We start from the raw sequence: 17,126 nt of genomic DNA, 5'->3' as shown, positions 1-17,126 counted from the left end.
ATCGCCATATCAAGGCGGCAACCAATGCTGAATAGGTCAGAATTATGAATGATGCAGTTTCCATCGTGAAGTCACGGAACATTCTCGTGCTGGGGGCCGGCGAACTGGGCCTGCCAGTCTTGCGCAACCTGGCGCGTCGCGCAAAGGACGTCGATGGGGCCAGGATCAGCGTGTTGCTGCGCGCCAGTGCCGTCGAGTCCGACGTGCCCGAAAAGCAGCGGGATGTCGCCGAAATCCGTGATCTGGGTATCGAGATCGTCGTGGGCGATCTGGTGACAAGCTCGATCGATGAACTGGCGTCCGTATTTTCGCGCTATGACACGGTGATCGGATGCGCGGGCTATGCCGCCGGGATCAACACGCCCATGAAATTGGCCAAGGCTGCTTTGCAATCGGGCATACCGCGTTACTTCCCGTGGCAGTTTGGCGTCGATTTCGAAGCGATCGGTCGTGGCAGCCCGCAGGATATCTTCGACGCCCAGCTCGACGTGCGGGAATTGCTGCGCTCGCAGAGCAAGACCGAGTGGGTCATCATTTCCACCGGCATGTTCATGAGCTATCTGTTCGAACCGGAATTCGGCGTCGTCGATCTGAAGAACAGCGCAGTCCATGCCCTTGGCAGCCTCGACACCGCGGTGACGCTGACCACGCCCGATGACATCGGGGTGCTGACCGCGGAAATCGTGTTTTTCGAACCGACCATCCACAACGAGATCGTATTCCTTGCGGGCGATACCGTCACCTATGGCGAAGTCGCGGACAAGCTGGAAGCTGCCCTTGGCCGTCCCTTCAGCCGGTCGGAATGGACCGTACCCTTCCTGATGGAAGAACTGGCCAGCGACCCGCAGAACATGATGCGGAAATATCGCGCCGCCTTTGCCCAGGGACGCGGGGTCGCCTGGGACAAGGCCGGAACGTTCAACCAGCGCAATGCCATTCCGGTTACCGACGTGGCGGCGTGGATCGGTTCCAACCTCGCCTGAAGCGATTTCCAGGCGATCGGGACCGATCGCGGGCCAGGAAATCGGTGACGACAAGAAATCCGGAGCGGTCGATCTGAATCAGTTCAGGTCGACCGCTTTGTTTTCTTGCTTACCGCCATGGCTCAGCCGGAGGTGCTTTGCCGGATGATCAGTTCCACCCCATGTTCGATGCATCGGGGTTCGTCCGAGGTTCGATCCAGCAGCAATTGGGTCGCCGAATAGGCCTGATCGACGACGGATTGCCGGACGGTGGTGAGCGGCGGCCAGATCAATCGGGCAATGTCATTGTCGTCGAAGCCGGTCACCGCGATATCCTGCGGTACCCTGATCCCCATTGTGCCCAACACGCTGATCACGCCGGCAGCCATTTCGTCATTGGCGGCGCAGATGACGGTTGGCCATTGCTTGCGGTCCCTGGCCAGCATGTGGCGGGTGGCCTCCGCTCCGGATATGTAGCTGAAGTCGCCATGGGCGAACAGCACGGAAGACCAGTCGATGCCATGGTGATGCAGTCGTTTCCGGAATGAGTCGGCGCGGATTTCCGAGGAGGCGTGGCCCTGAGCCCCTGCGATATATCCGAATTTGCGATGGTTGAGGGCGACGAGGTGATCGACAAGCGCGGATATGCCGTCCTCGTCGCGTGAAATCACGGCATTGGTTCTGCCGATGTCGCGCGCCGGCGACATGCGCACGGTGCGCACCCCGCGACGTTCGAGCATGTCGAGCAATTCCTGGTCGTCGGCCAGGAGCGGGATCAATATGGTGCCTGCGATCCCGACATTGTCGATAAAATTCGCCATGCTGGCGGCGATATGCTGGTCGTCGGGCGAAAATTCCTCGAAGGTCAGATACGTCCCGGCCTGCCGGCATGCCATCGACACGCCCCTCACCACATCGGCAACATAGCGTGGCCAGGGGTTGCAGTTGATGATTGCCACGAGCAGGGACCGGTCGCCGCGCAGCGCGCGGGCGGCCAGGTTGGGACGAAAATTCAGCTCTTCAATGGCACGCCTGACCCTTAAGGCGGTTCGGTCCGACACGCCTGGCTCACGATTGATCACCCGCGAAACGGTGCGTGCCGCCACACCGGCGAGCGCGCCGACATCGTGCAGCGTGGGTTTGGTATCGAAAGGCATGTCGCGAGCCTTCGCGTAGGCCGGCTTTTTTGTCAACGTTGACTGACCTTTGCCATTGGCTCCAATCCGCCAATGTCAACGTTGACATTTTCGATATTGTCAACGTTGACATGCGCTGTTAGGAAATTGCGCTGTCGACGTCAGGGGCGACAAATTTCACCTTAAAAAAGGGGATGTTCTCGATGAAAATTCGCACGGCCTATGTTTCGGTCACCGCGCTTGCCGCAGCGCTTTCCTTTTCGCTTCCGGCCTTCGCCCAAGCGGGCGCGGGTGCAGCACTGCCGGACGGGGAAATCGTCGTCACCGCGACCCGTAACGAGACGCTTGCGTCGAAAACGCCGGTTGCCCTGACGGCCGTCAGCGGCGACGCCCTGCTATCGGCCGGCGTCACCAACCCGACCAGCCTTGGCGAACAGGTGCCCAATCTGTCGATCGACCGTAATAACGGCCTGCAGATCACCATTCGCGGCGTCAGCAGTTCCGACGGCACCGAAAAGGGTGATCCGTCCGCCGCTTTCATGGCCGACGGCATCTATATCGCCCGTCCTCAGGTCCAGGAAGTCAGCTTCTTCGACGTCCAGCGCGTCGAGGTGCTGCGCGGTCCGCAGGGCACGCTGTTCGGCCGCAACACCACGGCAGGCCTGGTCAACATCATCACGAACAAGCCCAAGCTGGGAGAGTTCAATGGTTCGATCGACGCTACATATGGCAATTTCGACACGCAGCAGCTGACCGGAGTCATCAATGTCCCGGTAAGCCAGGGGATAGCGATCCGCGCCGCGGCCAATTACGATCGCCGCGATAATTATCTGGTTGCCGGGCCGAACTGGAATGCGCGCCTGGACCCGTTCAAGAAGAACTTCTCCGGCCGGCTCTCCGCCCTGTTTGATCTTGGTTCTGGTGAACTCGTCCTGCGCGGCGATTATTCGGCTATCAAGGGTACGGGATACAATACGGTTCCCGTCAGCAACTTCTACGCCGATTATCAGACGACCGGCGTTGACCCGCTGTACATTGCGAATGGCAGCAGTTCTGCGGAAAAGCGGACGTTGAACGCGCCCTTCAGCGGGCCGATCGGTTCCGACAACTCGACCTGGGGCATCCAGGCCGATCTCAGCTATGATCTTGGCCCTGTCACTCTGAACTATCTGGGTTCCTACCGTGAGTTCAAGCGGCACGAAGACGGCGCGTTCCTCGTCGATGGCGGCGGCGCTACCATCGCGAATCCCTATGATGGCAGTTACTGGCAAAACAGTCAGGAGCTGCGCTTCTCGACCAATGGCGACGGTCCAATCAAGGCGCAGGCCGGCATTTATTATTTCAAGGAGAAGTCAGCAATCGCGAGCTACCTGCTTGGATTCCTGACGCCGACGCCCGGCGCCACCGGTTACGCTTTCGGTGTCGAGCAGGATCCGACCATTGCCGAATCCTGGGCTGGTTTCGGTCAGCTGACCTACAGCATCACCCCATCGCTACGGCTCACCGGCGGCATCCGCTATTCGCATGACAACAAGTCGCGTATCGGGCAGTTCGTCCAATGCGGCACGGTCGCCTGCGGGCAACCCACCGACCTTAGCACGCCGAACATTGCGCATCGCAAATTCTCCAAGACAACCTGGCGGATCGGCGCGGATTATGATGTGAACGACCGGACGCTGCTTTATGGTGTTATTGCGACCGGATATAAAGCTGGCGGCTTCAACGATGGTTGTGAACAGGGTACGAACAGTGGCTGCACTGTACCCGCCGGAGCGCTCTATTATAATCCCGAAACGCTTACCTCTTACGAAGCGGGCCTCAAGACGCGCTTCATGAACAATGCCGTTCGCCTGAATGCATCGGCATTCCACTATGACTATAAGAGCATACAGCTCAGCCAGTTCTCCGACACGCTGTGTGGCACGCCGTGCCGCGTCACCACCAATGCCTCGTCCGCCAAGATCGATGGCGTTGAACTGGAGGGCGTCATCATGCCGGTTGCGACCAGCAAGTTTGATTTCTCCTTCTCCTGGCTGAACGCGCGTTATGGCTCCTTCATACCAGCGCCGGGATTTGACTGGTCGGGCAAGAAGCTGGATCGGTCGCCGACCTTCGTCGTCACCGCGGGCTATATGCAGACGTTCAATCTTGCCAATGGCGGCAATGTCCAGGCCGGGGTGCGTACGCGGCTTTCGGATGACTATCGCCTCGCTTCGCTGAGCACGGTGAACCAGTTCCGCGTGCCCAGCAATACACGGACCGATCTGCTCTTGACGTACAATGCGCCGGATAACCGCTGGTACCTCCAGGGCTTTGTCCGGAATGTGGAGAACAGCATAGTCGTCACCGCGGCGCAGACCGGCATCTTCGCCTCCGCGCAGCTTGCCGATCCGCGGACCTATGGCGTCCGGGCCGGCGTCAACTTCTGATCCCTGGGATGCCGGGCCTTCGTTCTCCCCCGAAGGTCCGGCAAACATTCATCCAGAATACTTTGGATTGGGAGAGGGCGGTGCCTGCTCATCCAGCCGGTTTCCCCTTCCCCCCTGTTGAAAAGGAATGGCCTTTAATGCGTGCCCTGCTGGCGCTTTCGGCGCTTGTTCTTTCGTCCCCGGTCATGGCGCGTGGCAAGGCAGAAGAGCCAGACCAGAAGGCGGCGCGCCTGGAAGCGCAAATGACCGACGCGGAAAGAATCGGTTTGCTGTCGGCGATCATGCCGATCCCGCTGGCAGGGGTTGAAGTCGACATACCCCCCGGGGTGCCGTTCACGGCCGGCTACGTGCCCGGCATCGCAAGGCTGGGCGTACCGCCGCAACTGTCGACGGACGCCAGTCTGGGCGTCGTCAACCCCGGCCAGCTTCGCGTGGGGGATGTTGCGACCGCCATGCCTTCGGGACTGTCACTCGCATCATCCTTCGATCCCATATTGGCCGAACGGGTCGGCGTGACCATCGGGGCGGAAGCGCGGGCCAAGGGCTTCAACATCCTGCTCGGCGGGGGCATGAACCTGACCAGGGATCCGCGCAACGGCCGCAATTTTGAATATCTGGGGGAGGATCCGCTGCTTGCGGGCATGCTCGCCGGCTATTCCATTCGTGGCATCCAATCGCAGGGCGTCGTCTCAACGATCAAGCATTTCGTCCTCAATGCGCAGGAAACGCAGCGGAACACCGCAAATGCCGTCATTGCCGAGAGCGCGCTGCGGGAGAGCGACCTGCTGTCGTTCAAGATCGGGATAGAGATCGGCCAGCCGGGCGCGGTGATGTGCGGCTATAATCTCGTCAATGGCCAGAAGGTCTGCGGCAACGCGCATCTTCTGGACGATATCCTGAAGGGCGAGTGGAAATATCCCGGCTGGGTCATGTCTGACTGGGGCGCGGTGGGTGACGTATCCTACATCAATGCGGGGCTTGACCAGCAAATGGGTCGCCAGCTCGACGAGCACCCCTGGTTTACCGAGCCGCTCACGGCCGCGGTAGCGAAGGGGGACGTATCGCAGGCCCGGTTGTCCGACGCTGTCCGTCGCGTGCTGCGCAGCCTGTTCGCCATCGGCATTTCCGATGCCTATTCCACCCAGCCGATCGATTACAAAGCCCATGCGAAGACGGCCCTGGAAGCGGCCCGCGAAGGGATCGTCCTCCTCAAGAATGAGGGCATTTTGCCGCTGGCCGCGAGCGCGAAGTCGATCCTGGTCGTTGGCGGCAATGCAGATTTCGGCGTGCTGTCGGGCGGCGGGTCCAGTCAGGTCACCCCCTCGAACGGCGAGATGCGCGTTCTCAAGGGCGGCGAGGGGCCGGTCGAACTGTTCAATCGCCAATCCTATTTTCCCGATGCGCCGATCGCGGCCCTGCGCGCTGCCCTGCCCCAGGCCAGCATCAGCTTTCAGACCGGCTATTCGGCTGAAGTCGCCGCCGCCTTTGCCGCGCGTGCCGATATGGTGATCCTCTTTGCGACCAAATGGGAAGGCGAGTCCTACGATTCCGGGTCCTTGTCCTTGCCGCAGGGGCAGGAGGATCTGATCCGGACGATCGCTGCCGCCAATCCCAATCTTGTCGTCGTTCTGGAAACAGGCAATCCGGTGACGATGCCCTGGCTCGACAAGGCGAAGGCGGTCGTTCAGGCTTGGTATCCGGGGCAGGAAGGCGGACAGGCGATAGCGGATATATTGACGGGGCGGGTCAATCCGTCCGGTCACTTGCCGATGACCTATCCAGCTTCGCTTGATCAATATCCCCGCCGCGCATTGCCGGGCCTGGGCCTGCCGGACAAGACGCCGGTGGAGGTCGATTACAGCGAAGGCGCGGATGTGGGCTATCGTGCCTTTGCCCGCTCGGGAGAAAAGCCGTTATTCCCGTTCGGCCATGGCCTGAGCTACAGCAAGTTCAGCCTGTCCGGACTGTCTGCGGTCAGGGGAGAGAAGCTCCGGCTGAGCTTCACGATCAGGAATGTCGGCGACCGGGCAGGGGCCGATGTGCCGCAACTCTATATGGTGGGGCGCAATGGCGAAAGGCTGCAACGCCTGATCGGGTTTCAGAGGGTCATGTTGAATCCGGGGGAAAGCAAGGCGATCACGCTGACGGTCGATGACCGCCTGCTGGCGAACTGGGGGGACGGCCAGTGGTCGATGCCTGCCGGCAGTTATAGCTTCGCACTTGGCGAGGATGCCGAAAGGCTGGAAGAACCGGTCACGATCCGCCTGGGCGAAAAGCACTGGAAGGATTGAAGGCGATCGAGTTGTGCGTCGAACGCGCGGTCGATGGTGCGCATGGGCGCTTCAGTCTCGCGTCGTTCCAATGAATGTAGGACTCGACTTCATCAAAAAAATCGACAAAATGCGTATTATTGCATGAACTATCGCTCAAATGTGGGGAAATTGAAATTCATCGATATGATGTGATGTCGACGATGAACGCGGATTGACCTGGTGATGGCGGATTATCGGCCCGTCGCCCCTGTCCTTGCGCTTCAATTCGTTCCACCCAAGATTGCGGCCCCGCCACGATCGAGCAGACAGACAATGGGATGATGGCATGGGACTTCTGATTGACGGCGTCTGGCATGAGCAGTGGTATGATACTTCTTCCACTGGCGGCCGTTTCATCCGCAAGGACAGCATTTATCGCAATTGGGTCACAGCGGATGGAGCTGCGGGGCCAAGCGGCAGTGCAGGCTTTGCTGCCGAAGCCGGGCGATATCACCTATATGTCAGTCTTGCCTGTCCCTGGGCCCACCGCACGTTGATCATGCGGGCACTCAAGGGGCTGGAAGACATGGTCAGCATTTCTGTAGTCAACTGGGTGATGCGTGAACAAGGCTGGACCTTTGCCGATGGTCCGGGCGTGATTCCGGATCCTATTCACGGGGCGCTTTTTCTGCGGGAAATTTATACTGCCGACGACCAGCACTATACAGGGTCTGTCACGGTACCCATTTTATGGGACAAGAAGACCGGGAAAATCGTCAACAACGAGTCTTCCGAAATCCTCCGGATGTTGGGCTCCGCCTTCGACGGTCTTGGAGCCAAGCCGGGCGATTACTATCCGCAACCGCTGCGGGCGGAGATCGATCCGCTCAACCAGCGGATCTACGATACGTTGAATAACGGCGTTTATCGGGCTGGCTTTTCCACTAGCCAGGAAGCCTATGCAGAAGCGCTTGGCCCGCTGTTCGAAACGCTGGATTGGCTCGAAAACAGGCTTTCGTCCCATCGCTTCCTTATGGGCGAACAGTTGACCGAGGCCGATATCCGTTTGTTCCCTACACTGATACGCTTCGATCCGGTCTATGTCGGTCACTTCAAATGCAATTTGCGCCGGATCGTCGATTACCCGAATCTGTGGCGCTACACGCGTGAGATTTATCATCTGCCCGAAGTCGCCAAGACTGTGAACATGCAGCACATAAAGGGCCACTATTACCAAAGCCATCCGACGATCAACCCGACCGGTATCGTTCCCCTGGGACCGAAGATCGAATATTAGAGCGAGCTTCGATCTGATTGGATCAGATCGGTAATCCAAACTCTCTGTCTTCCGCGATTTCCTACCAGCGATCGTCTGGAATTGCTCCAGGAAACAGGCAATCGACATTCGGCCCAGGGCATCTTTCGAATGTTTGAAGCAAGTCCTCTGCCTCGCTTCAATTTTCGTGCTTCCAGGACTTCCCTATTCTTTCACGGATTGAGCGATGTGTTTGTAATCGCTTCGAAGGTCTGGGTGTAGTGATGCTGGAGCAGGGTGATCGCGCGATCGGCGTCGCGATTGATACATGCATCGACCAGATCGCGATGTTCCTGCAGCTCATTGCGCTCCAGGACCTGCTCCAGCGCGAGAAGACGGTAGCGTTCCGCGGCGTCGAACAACTGGCCGCTGATCCGCTTGATCCACCGGCTGCCGCACCCGCCGATGAGGGCAAGGTGGAAGTCCTTGTGCCGGCTTTCCCATTCGGAACTTTCGCCCTGGCCCGTCTCCCCGCGATGGGTTCGCGACAGATGATGGAGCGCGAGTATGAGATTCTCCTCCCACGCCAGGTCGAACCGATCGATCGATTCACGAATGGCCAGGCCATCGATCCAGCAGCGCGTCTTGACGAGTTCCTTCAGCTCCTCGGCGCTCACCGGCGCGACACGAAAGCCCTTCTGCTCCTCGAGCGCGACGAAGCCTTCTGAAAGGAGCCGGTTGAGCGCTTCCCGAACGGGGCTGCTGGCCGTGTTGAACCGCTTGCGCACGGCTTCGGCACGGATCTTCTCGCCCGGACGCATCCGCCCGCTGAGAATGTCGGCGCGCAACTGCGCATAGACGGACTGGGTCAATGTCGCCGTTTGCCGCTCGCCAGACCCCTCCGGCGTGGCGATGGTGTCCACTGCAGAAAGGGCCGACTTGTCATTCTTGTCGTTCAGGTACATTTCAATCATCTTGCTCTTTCAGAATGCGGCAAGGCGACAAAGATAAGGGCGTCCGTCGGGAAAGTCGAATCTCTGGAGTGTCCGTAATCGGCCAGCTGAGGCTCCCGCGCAATTTCGAGGGCAGCTTCCGGCCCTTGGTTAAGCTCCGGCCGCCGGGCGCGACACCCCTTGCGGTCTGCAGGTGGCCGGAGCCGAAACATATTCAGATGGGCCTTGCGGGTTCTGCTCCGCCTGCGTTCATGCGTGCGAGGGCGGTTCGGTGTGCGACGCGATCGAGCAATGTCACCATTTCTTCCAGTTCGCCGGCGGGCAGATCCTGGGTGATGAAGACGATGCGCGTGCGCTGATCCTCGTCGGGCCATTCGGGAAGCCAGGTCAGGTTGTGCAGCAGATGCTGCGCGCCCTGGATGACGGCGGGCTGGCCGGGTTCCTCCCTGACATTCACCAGCCCCTTCACCCGGAGCAGATTGGCGCCGAGATGCTTTTCCAGGGACGTCAGCAGCAGGTTCAGAGCCTCGCGCGGGAGCGGCTCGTCCCGGATCAGGTTGAACGACGCGATGCCACTGTCATGCGCATGCGCTTCATGGCCATGCTCCGCGTGATGCGTTGCGTGGGCTGAAGCCGCGCCAAGGGCGGCCTCCATCCAGCTTTTCGCGGCTTGTGGATCCTCTCTCGGATCGGCCATCAGCTTGCGCATCACGCCCACCGGATCGGCCGCCAGATCATCGCTTTCCAGCACAGGGGCGGTGCGGTTGATCTGGCCCAGCCGGGCGATCAGCGCCGCCTTGCGCGCCGCCCGCTCCGCAGGTTCCAACAGGTCCGTCTTGGTCAGGAGAATGCTGTCCGCCAGCGCGACCTGCCGCACGGAAACGGGATGATCCGCCAGGGTAGCCTCTGCGTTCACCGCATCGACGGTCGCAACGACCGCGCCCATCCGGAAGAGCCCCTCAAGCGTGGGTTCGGACAGGAAAGCCTGGAGGATGGGGCCCGCCTCGGCCAGGCCGGAGGTTTCGATGACGACGTGGTTGAAATCGACCTCGCCGGCCTCACGGGCATGATAGAGCCGGTTGAGGGTCTGGATGAGGTCGCCAAAGACCGTGCAGCACAGGCAGCCATTTTCCAGCACCATGATCGTATCGTCGCTCGCCGTGGTGAGGGCGTGATCGATCCCGATCTCTCCAAACTCGTTTATGATCACGGCGGTGCGCGTCATCGCCGGATCGCGCAGGGCGCGATTGAGCAATGTGGTCTTTCCGCTGCCGAGAAAGCCGGTCAGCACTGTGACCGGCGTCCTCATATCCTGTTTGGGAGTCAGCATGCGCGCGCTCAGGCAGGTGCGCGGTGGTTGGGATACAGCTGCGGGCGAAGCGCGGGCCTGGCCATGCCGTATTTGGGCGCATAGTCGGTCGTCGCGCCGAGCTCCTCGGCAGCGTGCCATGCCCAGCGAGGGTCGTAGAGCGCGTCGCGGCCGATCATCACGAAATCGGCCTTGCCGGAGGCGACGATCTCTTCAGCCTGCTGGGCGCTGCCACCGATGAGGCCGACCGACATGGTCGGGATATCCGCTTCCTTGCGGATCCGTTCGCCGAACGGCACCTGGTAGCCGGCCGCCAGCGGAATTTGCTGACGGTGATCGAGCCCGCCGGTGGTGACGTCGATGAAGTCGCATCCGAGCGCCTTGAGCGCCTTGGCGAACTCGACCGCCTCGTCGGGGTTGAAGCCGCCCTCGACCCAGTCGGTCGCCGACACGCGAATGCCCATCGGCTTGTGCGCGGGCCATTCCGCCCGCATCGCCTTGAACACCTCGAGCGGGAAGCGCATGCGGTTTTCCAGCGACCCGCCGAACTCGTCGGTGCGCTGGTTGGCGAGCGGCGAGAGGAACTGGTGGATGAGGTAGCCATGTCCGCCATGCATCTCGATCAGGTCGAAACCGATCCGTTCGGCGCGCGCGACGGCCTGGCGGTGGGCTTCGATCAGGTCGAGCATCTCGGCCCTGGTCAGCGCGCGGGGCGCCGGAAAGTCACCGAACGGGATGGCCGACGGTCCGACCGTTTCCCAGGCGCCTTCCTCTGCGGTCAATGCCTTGCCGCCCAGTGCCGGCGGCTGCTGCGATCCCTTGCGCCCGGCATGCCCGATCTGGATCCCCATCTTGGCGACGCCATAGGTGCGGCAGAAATCCACGACCCGCTTCAGCGCGGCCTCATTCTCGTCCGAACACAGGGTGGCGCAGCGCGGCGAGATCCGGCCGTCCAGCGCGACGTTCGTCATTTCGACCATGACCAGGCCCGCGGCGCCCATCGACAAACCGCCCAGATGGGCCAGATGCCAGTCATTGGCAGAGCCCTCGTTGGAATTATACTGGCACATGGGCGAGACCACGATGCGGTTGGAGAGGGTGAGTTCGCGCAGCGTAATCGGCGAAAAGAGCTTGCTGGTCATGGGTTGAAGGCTTTCTCTTGATGGTTGAGCAGATAGGATTGGGTTGAAAATCAGGCAAGTCCGCTGGCGCGGGCCTGGGCGAGGGCCATGACGATCCAGTCCCGCTCGGCATCGCCATCGGCGATCGCGCGCACCAGTCGCTCGCGGCAGACCTCGGCGCTGGGCAGGGGAACGCCATTGGCAACACCCGTGGCGAGGGCGAGATCGACATCCTTGAGGGCAAGGGTTGCGGTGAAGCCGACATTATCCCAGCTGCGATCCAGGATCGCGCGCGAATAGCCGCTATAGGCCGGACCGGAAAACAGACCCTCGATCAGGATATCGCGCATCGCTTCGGGATCGGCTCCGGACTTCTCGACCAGGCTGAACGCCTCGCCCATGACCTCGATCGCGCAGGCCAGCACCATATTGTTGGTGAGCTTGAGCAGCGAGGCGGTGGCGGGATCGGACCCGGCGGCGAAAGTCCGCCTGCCGATGGCGTCGAACAGCGGTTGCGCGTGCGCGACGGCGTCGGCGGGTCCAGCCGCGATGATGCCGAGCTGCCCGGCCGCCACGGCAGTAGGCCGGCCCAGCACGGGCGCTGCGACGAGCATCTGGCCGGCCTTCGCATGCGCGGCGGTCAGGTTGCGGATCGTGTCGCTGCGGTGGGTTCCCATCGCGATGTGCAGGCCGCCGGGCGGCAGGCTCTCGATCAGGCCGCCCGGGCCCTGGGCGACCTGTGCCAGGGCTTCGTCATTGGCGAGCATGGTGATGACAGGCGCGCCAAGCGCGGCGGCCTGCGCGATCGAATCGGCCTGCGTCGCACCCAGGTCAAGCAGTTCGCGCAGCCGATCCGGCGTGCGGTTCCACACCACAAGGTCATGGCCCGCATCCAGCAGCCGCCGGGCCATCGCCTGCCCCATGCGTCCAAGACCTATGAAAACTACCTTCATTACAAAACTCCGTGTCCACCGCGCCCGTCCATCAATGCGAGCCGTAATAACCGACAACCGCACAGCATAGCGCCCAGAACACTGGCCATTCGCTCCCGCCAATATGCCATAACCACCGGCGCGAAACTTTGAAGTTCGCGGCTGCGGCGACAAGCAGGTAAACGCACCCGAGATAAGCGGCGTAAACCGGCAGGATGCCGAGCATCAGGCAGGCTGCCAGTACAATCTCGAGTCCCATGGCCACATAGGACCAGAACTGGGGCGGGTTCAGGCCGGCCTGCTTGAAGAAGGCTACCGAGGCCTGACGCGCAGTGATTTTCCCAACCACATGAGGGATGAAGAAGGCGCCGCACAAGACCCTCAGCACGGCATAGCCATTCGTCATGTCGAAGGCGCTGTCCACGGCGCATTCCTCCACTGCCTTTGGGCACGCCGGCCCGCCATTATCCGCCCAGATCATGCTGCCACGATCCCACTCTGTTCGCTTTCCGGCGTTCAAGGTCGGGGCTGGCATAATTTAATATGGAGAGGCGCTTGACAGCGCAAGAAAAATCGACAAGTTTTGCTCAAAGGCCAAAACTAACGAAATTAATGCCTATAAATTTCATTCGTGCGAAATTACTCACGACGGCATCAAGGCGCCGGGCAAGGCAAGCCCATAGGGAGGTTCATGAAGTCGAAGGCTGCAGTCAGGAATGGCTTTGAGGGTCAGAAATACCTTTCGCCTCAATCCGCAATCATCGTCCACTGATTCTGTCTTAGAATTAATGAATTCCACGAATTAGAAGTATTGGTTTAAATATTGGATTGGCGATCTAATGTGATCGCATGTCGGAATTACGCTTTAGGCGTCCGAGAGGGAAAGCTGATAATGAAGTATAATCGACCACATGCTGGCGCAAGCTTCGGCACCCAGGCTAAAGACTGGGAGCGCGGCATCGATTACGACCGCTTGTTCAAGGCAAGATTGAAGCGGGCGCAGGAGGCGGTACGTCACGCGGGCCTTGGTGCGGTATTGTGCTTCAATTTCGACAATATCCGCTATGTTACGGGTACGCATATCGGCGAATGGGCGCGCGACAAGTTCATGCGCTATGCGCTTTGTCCGGCCGAAGGACCTCCGTTTCTCTGGGATCCGGCGCCGCCCGCCAAGCGGCTGTCGTCGCCGTGGATCGCGGACAATGTGGCCGCGCCGATCTCGACCATGCAGGGCGGACTTCCGCCGTGGATGAACGTGCAGGGCGATTTCGCAAAGCAGATCAAGAAGGCGCTCGTTCATTTCGGGATCGAAAAGCAGCCGCTCGGCATCGATATCATGGAACTTCCGATGCTCCGGGCGCTCGAGGCCGAGGGTATCGAAGTGGTGGACGGACAGCAGGCACTGCTGGACGCCCGCGAAATCAAGACGCCGGACGAGATAGAATTGCTCAAGATGGCTGCGGCAATGGTGGATGCCACTTATGTGGACATCGCCAAGGCGATCAGGCCGGGCACGCGCGAAAACGAACTCGTGGCAATCGCCAATGACAATCTGTTTCGCATGGGGTCGGAGCGCGTCGAATGTGTCAACTCGGTTTCGGGTCCACGCGGCCGCCCGCACTCGCACACATTTTCCGATCGCATGATCCAGCCGGGCGACATGGTGTTCCTGGACATCATGCATTCGTTCAACGGCTACCGGACCTGTTACTACCGGACCTTCATTTGCGGGGAGCCCAACAAATATCAGATCGATGCCTATGAGAAGGCGTCGAAATGGATCAGCGCCTCGATCGACATGATCCGGCCGGGTGTCACGCCTGACGAGATTGCGGATGTTTGGCCGGATGCCACCGAATTCGGCTATCGCGACGAGGCCGAGGCGTTTCTCCTGCAATATGGTCACGGCGTGGGCCTGTCGCTGTGGGAGCGACCGATCATTTCCAAGCGCTATCGCGGCCAGAACCAGCCACTGCGCGAAGGCATGGTGTTCGCGCTTGAAACCTGGTGCGGCGCCGAAGACGGATCGGGTGCTGCCCGCATCGAGGAAGAAGTGGTTGTTACCAAGGACGGTTGCGAAATCATTACGAACTTCCCGTCGGACCGACTCATTTCCTGCGGCCTGCCGGGATGCGAGATTTTCTAGTCTCCCATGTTGAGCACCTTGATGAGAAATAATGAACGGATACGAATATTTGGTTCGATTGATAAATAACAAAAAAAGTTCGGTTCTCGCAGGGGAAAATTGGGTCTTATTATAACTTTAAGGGGAATAATAATGAAGAAAGATCTTAGAATCCGAACAAGCCTACTTTGCGCAGTTGCAATTGGCGCGCTCGCCAGCCCTGCATTGGCGCAGGACGAGCCCGCCGCCGCCCCCGCGCAGGATCAAGCGGCTCAAGATCATGCGGACACGGGCGGCTCGGCCTTGTCGGGCGAGATCATCGTGACGGCGCAGCGTCGCGAGCAGAGCATCCAGAAGGTGGGTATCGCCATCACCGCCTATTCCGGCGAACAGTTGCGCGCGCTCAACGTGACCGATTCACGCGAACTGGCGGGGCTTACGCCGGGCGTGCACCTCGGTGGCGCGCTTGCTGGCCAGAACAGCCAGTACACGATCCGCGGCGTGACCCAGAATGACTTCAACGATATCGTCGAGGCGCCGAACGCGGTTTATCTGGACGATGGTTACATCGCGATCGGCCAGGGCCAGACTTTCGCCCTGTTCGACATCGACCGCGTCGAAGTGCTGAAGGGGCCGCAGGGCACGCTGTTCGGCCGCAACGCGACCGGCGGGCTTGTCCGCTACATCACGCGCAAGCCCAATCTGGACAAGGTCGAGGGCTTTGTCGACGTCAATTACGGGCTCTATGACTCCCTGAGCACGCCCGGTGCGTTCCACGGTGAAGCGGCGATCAACCTGCCGATGGGCAGCATGATGGCAACTCGCTTCGCCGTCATGTGGAACAAGGCGCAGCCCTGGCTGCGCAACGAATATCCGGCGGGCGCGGTTGGTGGTTCGCCTGGTCCGGGCGCCGGCGCCAATATGGGCGATGACGATACGCTGGCCGGACGCATGACCACCTTGTTCGAGCCCAATGACAGTGCCCGCGTGCTGCTGTCCGTCAATGCGGCGAGAACCCGGATGGCAACGGCGCCGTATCAGCAGAAGCCAACGATAGGCGTATTCAATTCGGCCGGCGAACTGGTCAATGTTTTGAATGCAGGCCCCAACGAAACGCGCGCTTCGATTGCGGCTGACGGTTCCGATGGCGGTTCGGACCCCGGCAACACTGGCAGCTTCGGTGCTCCCTTCGGCCGTCCGGTCCCCGGCGGCGACTTCTTCGGCTACAAGGATCCCGATGGCAGCGGCCCTCGCACGTCGAGCGACTTTGCCTTCCGCGATCATGGGCGCGTGAGGACCTGGGGCGTCAACCTCAACGGCGAGTTCGACTTGAGCGACAGCGTCAAATTGGCGGCGGTGAGCGACTACAAGCATTTCTACAAGATCGCTTTCGTGGACACGGATTCTGGACCGGGCAACCAGTCCGGCGTGTATCAGGGCGTTCGTGCTTCCACCTTCAGCCAGGAAGTCCGCCTGTCAGGGAAGACCGATCTCGTCGACTGGACGGCGGGGCTCTATTATCTGCATATCAAGGCGAACTCGCGTTCGGGACTGAAATTCCCCGTGGGCAGCGTTGTGCCGGGGGCGCCATTTGATGTCGGCGCCGATGCGACGCTGAAGACTAATTCCTACTCGGCCTTTGGCCAATTGGATTGGCACATCGCCCCGCAACTCACCTTGATCACCGGCGCGCGCATCATTCGCGAACAGAAGGATATGAGCTTCTTCCAGGGAATATGGGGCACCACTGACTCGCGTGAGACGCAGATCGGGACACCGATCGTCATCGGCCCGATATTCGGTCCGAACGGGCCGACCGGTTATTCCGACAAGTCCAAGAAGACGCTCTGGGCAGGCAAGGTCCAGCTCGACTTCCAGGTCAACCCGGATCTGCTCCTCTATGCAGGCATCAACCGCGGCGTGAAGGCGGGCAGCTACAACGCTCCCGTTCCGGGCGGTCTGCCGGTTCCCACCAGCGCGCTTCCCTACAAGGCGGAAACTCTCACCAACTATGAGAGCGGCATCAAATATACCTTCCCGGACGGCAAGACACGGTTCAACGCATCCGCATTCTACTATGATTACAAGAACTATCAGGCATTCCTCTTCTCCGGCGTTGGCGGCATCGTCATCAATGCCGACGCGAGAACGATCGGTGGCGAAGCCAACCTGTTCACCTCGCCGGTCAGGGGCCTCGATGTCGGGCTTGCCGTGTCCTACTTCGATGCGAAGGTGAAGGATGTGCCGCTTCGTGCCGGAGGTCCGATCAGTCGCGACGTCCAGCCCAACTATGCGCCGCCGCTTCAGGGCAGCGCCATCCTCCGGTATGAATGGGAAGCTCTTGGCGGCAAGCTGTCGGTTCAGGGCGACGCCAGCTATACCGATCCCTTCTTCTACAACCTCCGCAATTTCGACGCGGACAAGTTTGGCAGGACTGTGATGGTCAATGCCGGTCTTGGCTGGTCGAACGAAAGCTGGGAACTGAACTTCCGCATCAGGAACCTCACCAACGTGCACCAGGGTGTCCAGGGCTTCGACCTGGCGACTTTCTGCGGTTGCAACGAGGTTTCCTACAAGCCGCCCCGCTTCTTCCAGCTCGGCGCGCGCTACAACTTCTGATTGCATCAGTCGTGAAAACGGTTCGCGCCCGGA

General features: G+C 60.5%; 12 protein-coding genes. 6 read left to right on the top strand and 6 right to left on the bottom strand.

The window, feature by feature from the left end; genetic code table 11:
* The first annotated feature begins 44 nt into the window (after positions 1-44).
* The gene (locus ACN9MX_RS06925) at positions 45-983 is read left to right on the top strand and encodes an aromatic alcohol reductase (protein ID WP_426387434.1); all 939 of its coding nucleotides are present in this window, start codon (positions 45-47) and stop codon (positions 981-983) included.
* A 122-nt stretch (positions 984-1,105) separates the two neighbouring features.
* Here the strand turns inward: ACN9MX_RS06925 and ACN9MX_RS06920 are convergent, their stop codons facing one another.
* Complete coding sequence (locus ACN9MX_RS06920; RefSeq protein WP_426387433.1) at positions 1,106-2,119, bottom strand: LacI family DNA-binding transcriptional regulator; 1,014 nt, start codon at positions 2,117-2,119, stop codon at positions 1,106-1,108.
* A 182-nt stretch (positions 2,120-2,301) separates the two neighbouring features.
* On the opposite strand from ACN9MX_RS06920, the gene ACN9MX_RS06915 reads away from it, so the two are divergent.
* From ACN9MX_RS06915 to ACN9MX_RS06905, 3 genes are all read left to right on the top strand, one after another.
* Positions 2,302-4,527 (top strand): TonB-dependent receptor, encoded by a 2,226-nt coding sequence (locus ACN9MX_RS06915; protein ID WP_426387432.1) that lies wholly within the window; start codon positions 2,302-2,304, stop codon positions 4,525-4,527.
* 137 nt (positions 4,528-4,664) lie between these two features.
* The gene (locus ACN9MX_RS06910) at positions 4,665-6,818 is read left to right on the top strand and encodes a beta-glucosidase (RefSeq protein ID WP_426387431.1); all 2,154 of its coding nucleotides are present in this window, start codon (positions 4,665-4,667) and stop codon (positions 6,816-6,818) included.
* Between the two features lie 307 nt (positions 6,819-7,125).
* Positions 7,126-8,076, top strand: a complete 951-nt coding sequence (locus ACN9MX_RS06905; RefSeq protein WP_426387430.1) for a glutathione S-transferase family protein — start codon at positions 7,126-7,128, stop codon at positions 8,074-8,076.
* Between the two features lie 191 nt (positions 8,077-8,267).
* Here ACN9MX_RS06905 and ACN9MX_RS06900 read toward each other — a convergent pair whose 3' ends face one another.
* The 5 genes from ACN9MX_RS06900 to ACN9MX_RS06880 form a co-directional block, all read right to left on the bottom strand.
* Positions 8,268-9,008, bottom strand: coding sequence for a GntR family transcriptional regulator (locus tag ACN9MX_RS06900; RefSeq protein ID WP_426387429.1), 741 nt, complete (start codon positions 9,006-9,008; stop codon positions 8,268-8,270).
* A 193-nt stretch (positions 9,009-9,201) separates the two neighbouring features.
* Entirely contained in the window at positions 9,202-10,317 is a 1,116-nt protein-coding gene (locus ACN9MX_RS06895) for a CobW family GTP-binding protein (RefSeq protein WP_426387428.1), read from the bottom strand.
* 8 nt (positions 10,318-10,325) lie between these two features.
* Positions 10,326-11,438, bottom strand: a complete 1,113-nt coding sequence (locus ACN9MX_RS06890) for an NADH:flavin oxidoreductase/NADH oxidase (protein ID WP_426387427.1) — start codon at positions 11,436-11,438, stop codon at positions 10,326-10,328.
* Between the two features lie 50 nt (positions 11,439-11,488).
* Positions 11,489-12,370, bottom strand: a complete 882-nt coding sequence (locus ACN9MX_RS06885; RefSeq protein WP_426387426.1) for an NAD(P)-dependent oxidoreductase — start codon at positions 12,368-12,370, stop codon at positions 11,489-11,491.
* Positions 12,371-12,401: 31 nt separating this feature from the next.
* A complete protein-coding gene (locus tag ACN9MX_RS06880; protein WP_363828260.1) occupies positions 12,402-12,773 on the bottom strand; it encodes a DoxX family protein in 372 nt (123 codons plus the stop codon).
* Positions 12,774-13,241: 468 nt separating this feature from the next.
* Between ACN9MX_RS06880 and ACN9MX_RS06875 the strand changes: the two genes are divergently transcribed.
* Entirely contained in the window at positions 13,242-14,495 is a 1,254-nt protein-coding gene (locus ACN9MX_RS06875; RefSeq protein ID WP_133654752.1) for a M24 family metallopeptidase, read from the top strand.
* 132 nt (positions 14,496-14,627) lie between these two features.
* Positions 14,628-17,093 carry a TonB-dependent receptor gene (locus ACN9MX_RS06870; protein WP_426387425.1) on the top strand — a complete coding sequence of 822 codons (2,466 nt, stop codon included), beginning with the start codon at positions 14,628-14,630 and terminating at the stop codon, positions 17,091-17,093.
* Positions 17,094-17,126 lie beyond the last annotated feature (33 nt).

Source organism: Sphingobium sp. R-21 (assembly GCF_049913335.1).
Taxonomy (GTDB): Bacteria; Pseudomonadota; Alphaproteobacteria; order Sphingomonadales; family Sphingomonadaceae; genus Sphingobium.
Note: the sequence above shows the minus strand (reverse complement) of the source record. Positions and strands in the feature narration are given on the sequence as shown.

Excerpts from the sequence above, each read along its gene's own strand:
- ACN9MX_RS06925 (WP_426387434.1), top strand. The coding sequence starts at position 45 with ATGAATGATGCAGTTTCCATCGTGAAGTCACGGAACATTCTCGTGCTG.
- ACN9MX_RS06920 (WP_426387433.1), bottom strand. The coding sequence starts at position 2,119 with ATGCCTTTCGATACCAAACCCACGCTGCACGATGTCGGCGCGCTCGCC.
- ACN9MX_RS06915 (WP_426387432.1), top strand. The coding sequence starts at position 2,302 with ATGAAAATTCGCACGGCCTATGTTTCGGTCACCGCGCTTGCCGCAGCG.
- ACN9MX_RS06910 (WP_426387431.1), top strand. The coding sequence starts at position 4,665 with ATGCGTGCCCTGCTGGCGCTTTCGGCGCTTGTTCTTTCGTCCCCGGTC.
- ACN9MX_RS06905 (WP_426387430.1), top strand. The coding sequence starts at position 7,126 with ATGGGACTTCTGATTGACGGCGTCTGGCATGAGCAGTGGTATGATACT.
- ACN9MX_RS06900 (WP_426387429.1), bottom strand. The coding sequence starts at position 9,008 with ATGATTGAAATGTACCTGAACGACAAGAATGACAAGTCGGCCCTTTCT.
- ACN9MX_RS06895 (WP_426387428.1), bottom strand. The coding sequence starts at position 10,317 with ATGCTGACTCCCAAACAGGATATGAGGACGCCGGTCACAGTGCTGACC.
- ACN9MX_RS06890 (WP_426387427.1), bottom strand. The coding sequence starts at position 11,438 with ATGACCAGCAAGCTCTTTTCGCCGATTACGCTGCGCGAACTCACCCTC.
- ACN9MX_RS06885 (WP_426387426.1), bottom strand. The coding sequence starts at position 12,370 with ATGAAGGTAGTTTTCATAGGTCTTGGACGCATGGGGCAGGCGATGGCC.
- ACN9MX_RS06875 (WP_133654752.1), top strand. The coding sequence starts at position 13,242 with ATGAAGTATAATCGACCACATGCTGGCGCAAGCTTCGGCACCCAGGCT.
- ACN9MX_RS06870 (WP_426387425.1), top strand. The coding sequence starts at position 14,628 with ATGAAGAAAGATCTTAGAATCCGAACAAGCCTACTTTGCGCAGTTGCA.